Below are 5,418 nucleotides of genomic sequence, written 5' to 3' on the forward strand. Positions count from 1 at the left end.
GCAATCGGCATAGTCGCCCGCAACTCGGTTCATCCCCGCGGGTGCGGGGAACGCGCGCCGCATGCTGTTGACGTTTTTGCTGATTTGCGGTTCATCCCCGCGGGTGCGGGGAACGCGACGCCAAATAGCCGTGGTGATTGTTCGCAGTCGGTTCATCCCCGCGGGTGCGGGGAACGCCGAATTTCGGGTTTGTAGGGGATACGAAGTTTCGGTTCATCCCCGCGGGTGCGGGGAACGCCCGCTTAATCCGACAGATAGCGCCGCGCAGAGCGGTTCATCCCCGCGGGTGCGGGGAACGCCAGCCGTGTATCGAGTGCTCAACAGAGAGAGCCGGTTCATCCCCGCGGGTGCGGGGAACGCTGCCGTTTGACGCTGAATTCACGCCGGTCAACCGGTTCATCCCCGCGGGTGCGGGGAACGCGCCTTCTGCTATGCCGTCGCTGGCAATGGCGGAGGTTCATCCCCGCGGGTGCGGGGAACGCCCAAACATTTCCGGGTTTACTAAATCCGGCAACGGTTCATCCCCGCGGGTGCGGGGAACGCCCCTGTTCATTTTCATGAACACCCTGCACACGCGGTTCATCCCCGCGGGTGCGGGGAACGCAACCCAGTATCAACCCGCACAGACTCCCCCTGCGGTTCATCCCCGCGGGTGCGGGGAACGCGTCGCCGTTGCGGCTGCTGACGACGTAATATTCGGTTCATCCCCGCGGGTGCGGGGAACGCGCAGAACTATCAGCCACGCAACACCGCCCGCGCGGTTCATCCCCGCGGGTGCGGGGAACGCCGGCCGAAAATCATCCTCAAATACGCCAGCCGCGGTTCATCCCCGCGGGTGCGGGGAACGCGAATCGATCAGACAGCAACTATTTTGCCTGGGCGGTTCATCCCCGCGGGTGCGGGGAACGCCCGGATACACCACGACGGCAACCCGGTGATGGCGGTTCATCCCCGCGGGTGCGGGGAACGCGGGATAGTCTGCGGCCTGGAGGTCTCCCAGGACGGTTCATCCCCGCGGGTGCGGGGAACGCCTATCGGTCGATAAATTGATTCGGCCCGATGGCGGTTCATCCCCGCGGGTGCGGGGAACGCAATGACCGCGCACGCGGGCTGATGACGTGCGGCGGTTCATCCCCGCGGGTGCGGGGAACGCAAGCCGTTGGCGACGCATTCATCAAACGTAATCGGTTCATCCCCGCGGGTGCGGGGAACGCAGCTTTTCTATATTATTATTACTATTCAATAACGGTTCATCCCCGCGGGTGCGGGGAACGCTTCGTTTATGGATCTGTATCGATTGGCGCAGCCGGTTCATCCCCGCGGGTGCGGGGAACGCTCGACAGCCTGCAACATCCGCCGCCCGCCTCGCGGTTCATCCCCGCGGGTGCGGGGAACGCTAACAGCCCGGAATCGTCTAACGTATAGATCACGGTTCATCCCCGCGGGTGCGGGGAACGCTTTGGTCTGCATCGCGTTGTATTCGATGCCCCCGGTTCATCCCCGCGGGTGCGGGGAACGCGACTCAACAGCAGCCGGCAATGTTTTTATTGCGGTTCATCCCCGCGGGTGCGGGGAACGCCAGAGCCTTCTATGTCTAACGCCTGCGGCCAGCGGTTCATCCCCGCGGGTGCGGGGAACGCTGCTCTACGTCACAATTTTCGCAGTTATCTGGCGGTTCATCCCCGCGGGTGCGGGGAACGCTTCAGCATGTTTTCAATTGCTGAATTTGTTGGCGGTTCATCCCCGCGGGTGCGGGGAACGCTTGCTAATACAGGACAGGAAAACGAGGAAACGCGGTTCATCCCCGCGGGTGCGGGGAACGCCAAACCGCGGTCGCGTAGCCTTCTGATTTTAGCGGTTCATCCCCGCGGGTGCGGGGAACGCTTCCCACGAATAACAAACCGCGGTCGCGTAGCCGGTTCATCCCCGCGGGTGCGGGGAACGCGACTTGCTTCGCCCAACTGCTACCGCAAGCTGCGGTTCATCCCCGCGGGTGCGGGGAACGCGAGAAGTAAAAGCGCTTCGCAAGCTACAAAGCCGGTTCATCCCCGCGGGTGCGGGGAACGCGCGTTAGCTTCGGCGTGAACAACAAAGCACAGCGGTTCATCCCCGCGGGTGCGGGGAACGCTGCTGCATCATCGGTATATCTTATTAAAGTGACGGTTCATCCCCGCGGGTGCGGGGAACGCTGCTGGCAATGGTGTCCGGCAGGTCGATCATGCGGTTCATCCCCGCGGGTGCGGGGAACGCTCAAAAGCCAGGGCAACAACTTTGACAGCGGGCGGTTCATCCCCGCGGGTGCGGGGAACGCTTGGCACAACAAGGCTTAGACGGATTAAACTTCGGTTCATCCCCGCGGGTGCGGGGAACGCAAGCTATCAACGTCATTACGCAAAAATAAAGCCGGTTCATCCCCGCGGGTGCGGGGAACGCTCAAGCGGGCAGTGATCCGTCTGCCGTGATGGCGGTTCATCCCCGCGGGTGCGGGGAACGCAAGACCGCCACGCAAGCGGTGGGCAGCGTGACTGGTTCATCCCCGCGGGTGCGGGGAACGCTTGGTTAAAGACACCGACGGCGCGGCGCAAGGCGGTTCATCCCCGCGGGTGCGGGGAACGCTCCCAACGTACGCCGTAAATCGCCTGAAGCCGCGGTTCATCCCCGCGGGTGCGGGGAACGCCATGATCGGCCTGACTCTACAATACTTACCAACGGTTCATCCCCGCGGGTGCGGGGAACGCGGGCACGATCACATGGACCTAAGCGCCGTCGACGGTTCATCCCCGCGGGTGCGGGGAACGCAGGTGCCTAGCCGCCAAGTCAAGGTTTTTAGACGGTTCATCCCCGCGGGTGCGGGGAACGCACGGGCTTGCGCCTGCTGACTGGTCCGGCTGACGGTTCATCCCCGCGGGTGCGGGGAACGCTTCCGGGAAATAACCAACGTGCCTAATCTTGCCGGTTCATCCCCGCGGGTGCGGGGAACGCGTGGCCTACCTTCTCGGATGATAGCCTGATTCCGGTTCATCCCCGCGGGTGCGGGGAACGCAACATTGGAGGGACAGCAGCAGAGCCTATCGACGGTTCATCCCCGCGGGTGCGGGGAACGCGTGGAATGCCGCCTCATCGATCACGACATCACCGGTTCATCCCCGCGGGTGCGGGGAACGCAGCCGATTTTGCATTCAGATCAACCAGGTACTCGGTTCATCCCCGCGGGTGCGGGGAACGCGTCGTCAACTTAAAATCAGGCAAGCTGGTCATCGGTTCATCCCCGCGGGTGCGGGGAACGCGAGAAGTAAAAGCGCTTCGCAAACTACAAAACCGGTTCATCCCCGCGGGTGCGGGGAACGCTGAGCCTTGCACTTCGTAGAGCTTCCCGTCATCGGTTCATCCCCGCGGGTGCGGGGAACGCGCTCCACATTGCATTTGGAGCGATTGATTTTTCGGTTCATCCCCGCGGGTGCGGGGAACGCGCGCCACAAGGGGCTATGTTGCGCAATTTGCTCGGTTCATCCCCGCGGGTGCGGGGAACGCTCCGCCATTGCCAGCGACGGCATAGCAGAAGGCGGTTCATCCCCGCGGGTGCGGGGAACGCAAAAAGACGAGTCTATGCAAAGCGAGTTTGCTCGGTTCATCCCCGCGGGTGCGGGGAACGCAGCTGGTTATTGGGTACTGCAAAGCATCAGGACGGTTCATCCCCGCGGGTGCGGGGAACGCGTGTGCTAGTCATGTTTGCCGGCCTTGGTGGGCGGTTCATCCCCGCGGGTGCGGGGAACGCGTATTTGTGCGAAGGCATCCTCGACGCTATCGCCGGTTCATCCCCGCGGGTGCGGGGAACGCTGGTATTTGCTGACGATAAAGCCACAGGTGGTCGGTTCATCCCCGCGGGTGCGGGGAACGCCGGCGAACACCTGCGCGAAGGCGTCTGTCCGTCGGTTCATCCCCGCGGGTGCGGGGAACGCGCAAGCAAATCGACAAACACCGCTTTCGAATACGGTTCATCCCCGCGGGTGCGGGGAACGCGAAGACGGCAGCAAAGAAACCCGCAACAAAAACGGTTCATCCCCGCGGGTGCGGGGAACGCTGTGTCACCAACCGCTCAGCGATAAAGGCTGGCGGTTCATCCCCGCGGGTGCGGGGAACGCCCAGCCGCACGCTGATCGAGATCGATGCTATTCGGTTCATCCCCGCGGGTGCGGGGAACGCGCAATATTCGCACTCAAACACGATCCGGTTATCGGTTCATCCCCGCGGGTGCGGGGAACGCAGGAACGTTAACCAGGATTTAATGCCGTTTTTCGGTTCATCCCCGCGGGTGCGGGGAACGCCTGGTCAACCTGTTAGAGATGCGCCATAGGGGCGGTTCATCCCCGCGGGTGCGGGGAACGCACTAATCCTAACCTATTGTTAGTTAAACGGAAATAACCCGTCTAATTTTCTACCGATTTTTTCGGTGTTTTCCGTATTGTTAAAGAGCCTGTTTTTCATCGTCTTCGATTGGGAAAAACGACACCAGCTTCAGGCCGTCCAGCTCTACCGGCAAGCGTCTATTTTTTCCTAAAGTCATAAAATCAAAACCGGATTCGGTGTTGGTAGACCAAGCCATAACGGCATTGCCTTCTTCAATACCATCTTCAATTTGCGACCAAATCATGTCCCGAACTTTGGCCGATAAATCGCCGACATAAACCCCCGCGCGGATTTCGATCAGCCACACCGCCAAGCGACCGCGCAAACGCAGCGGGGCGTTTTCAACTACGATGACCAACATCGCCGATGCTCTCGTTGTTGGGGATGGCCGGTTCGATGTTTTCTTCGGCGGGCTTGGGCAGTTCCAATTCGCCTGCGGCCAGCACCTCTTCGATGGTGGGGATGATTTTTCGCAGAATTTTGGACTGGCGAAACACGTCGCGGCACATCAGGCGGACTTCGCGTTCCGGATTGGGGTAGTTTTTGGCTGCGATTTTAAAGGCGTGAGGGACGATGTCGTCGAATTTGAATAAATCAGCAATGTCGTAGACAAACGACAGCGGCTTGCCGGTGTGGATAAAGCCGATGGCCGGCGCGTATCCGGCGGCCAGCACGGCGGCTTCGCAAATGCCGTATAAACAGGCGGTGGCGGAGCTGAGACAGCGGTTGGCGGTGTCGCTGTTGTCCCAAGCAGTGTAATCGTAATTACGACCTTTCCACTCGACCCCTGCCTGTTTGGCAAGCAATTGATACAGTTTGCGGACGCGGGCACCTTCTATGCCGCGCAGTTGTTCGACGCTACGCCGCTCTGGCGGTTTTTCGCCGAAACGGATTTCGTACATCTTGCGCACCACCTTCAAGCGGGCCGCATCGTCCAGCGCCAGTTTGGCTTGATACAGCAAGCGGTCGGAGCGCGCGCCGCCCGGCTGGCCCGCGGCATACAGCCTGACG

2 protein-coding genes and 1 CRISPR repeat array are annotated in these 5,418 nt (G+C 61.6%); both genes read right to left on the reverse strand.

The window, feature by feature from the left end:
* The first annotated feature begins 25 nt into the window (after window positions 1–25).
* A CRISPR array of direct repeats spans window positions 26–4,386; the repeat unit is 29 nt; unit sequence CGGTTCATCCCCGCGGGTGCGGGGAACGC.
* 79 nt (window positions 4,387–4,465) lie between these two features.
* Entirely contained in the window at window positions 4,466–4,768 is a 303-nt protein-coding gene (gene cas2e / locus NP589_RS21100; RefSeq protein WP_256608736.1) for a type I-E CRISPR-associated endoribonuclease Cas2e, read from the reverse strand.
* Window positions 4,749–5,418: type I-E CRISPR-associated endonuclease Cas1e (gene cas1e / locus NP589_RS21105; RefSeq protein WP_256608737.1), on the reverse strand; the 670-nt coding region annotated here is incomplete at its 5' end. The genes cas1e and cas2e, both read right to left, overlap by 20 nt.

The organism is Methylomonas rosea (genome assembly GCF_024505055.1).
In the GTDB taxonomy this organism is placed as follows: Bacteria; Pseudomonadota; Gammaproteobacteria; order Methylococcales; family Methylomonadaceae; genus Methylomonas; species Methylomonas rosea.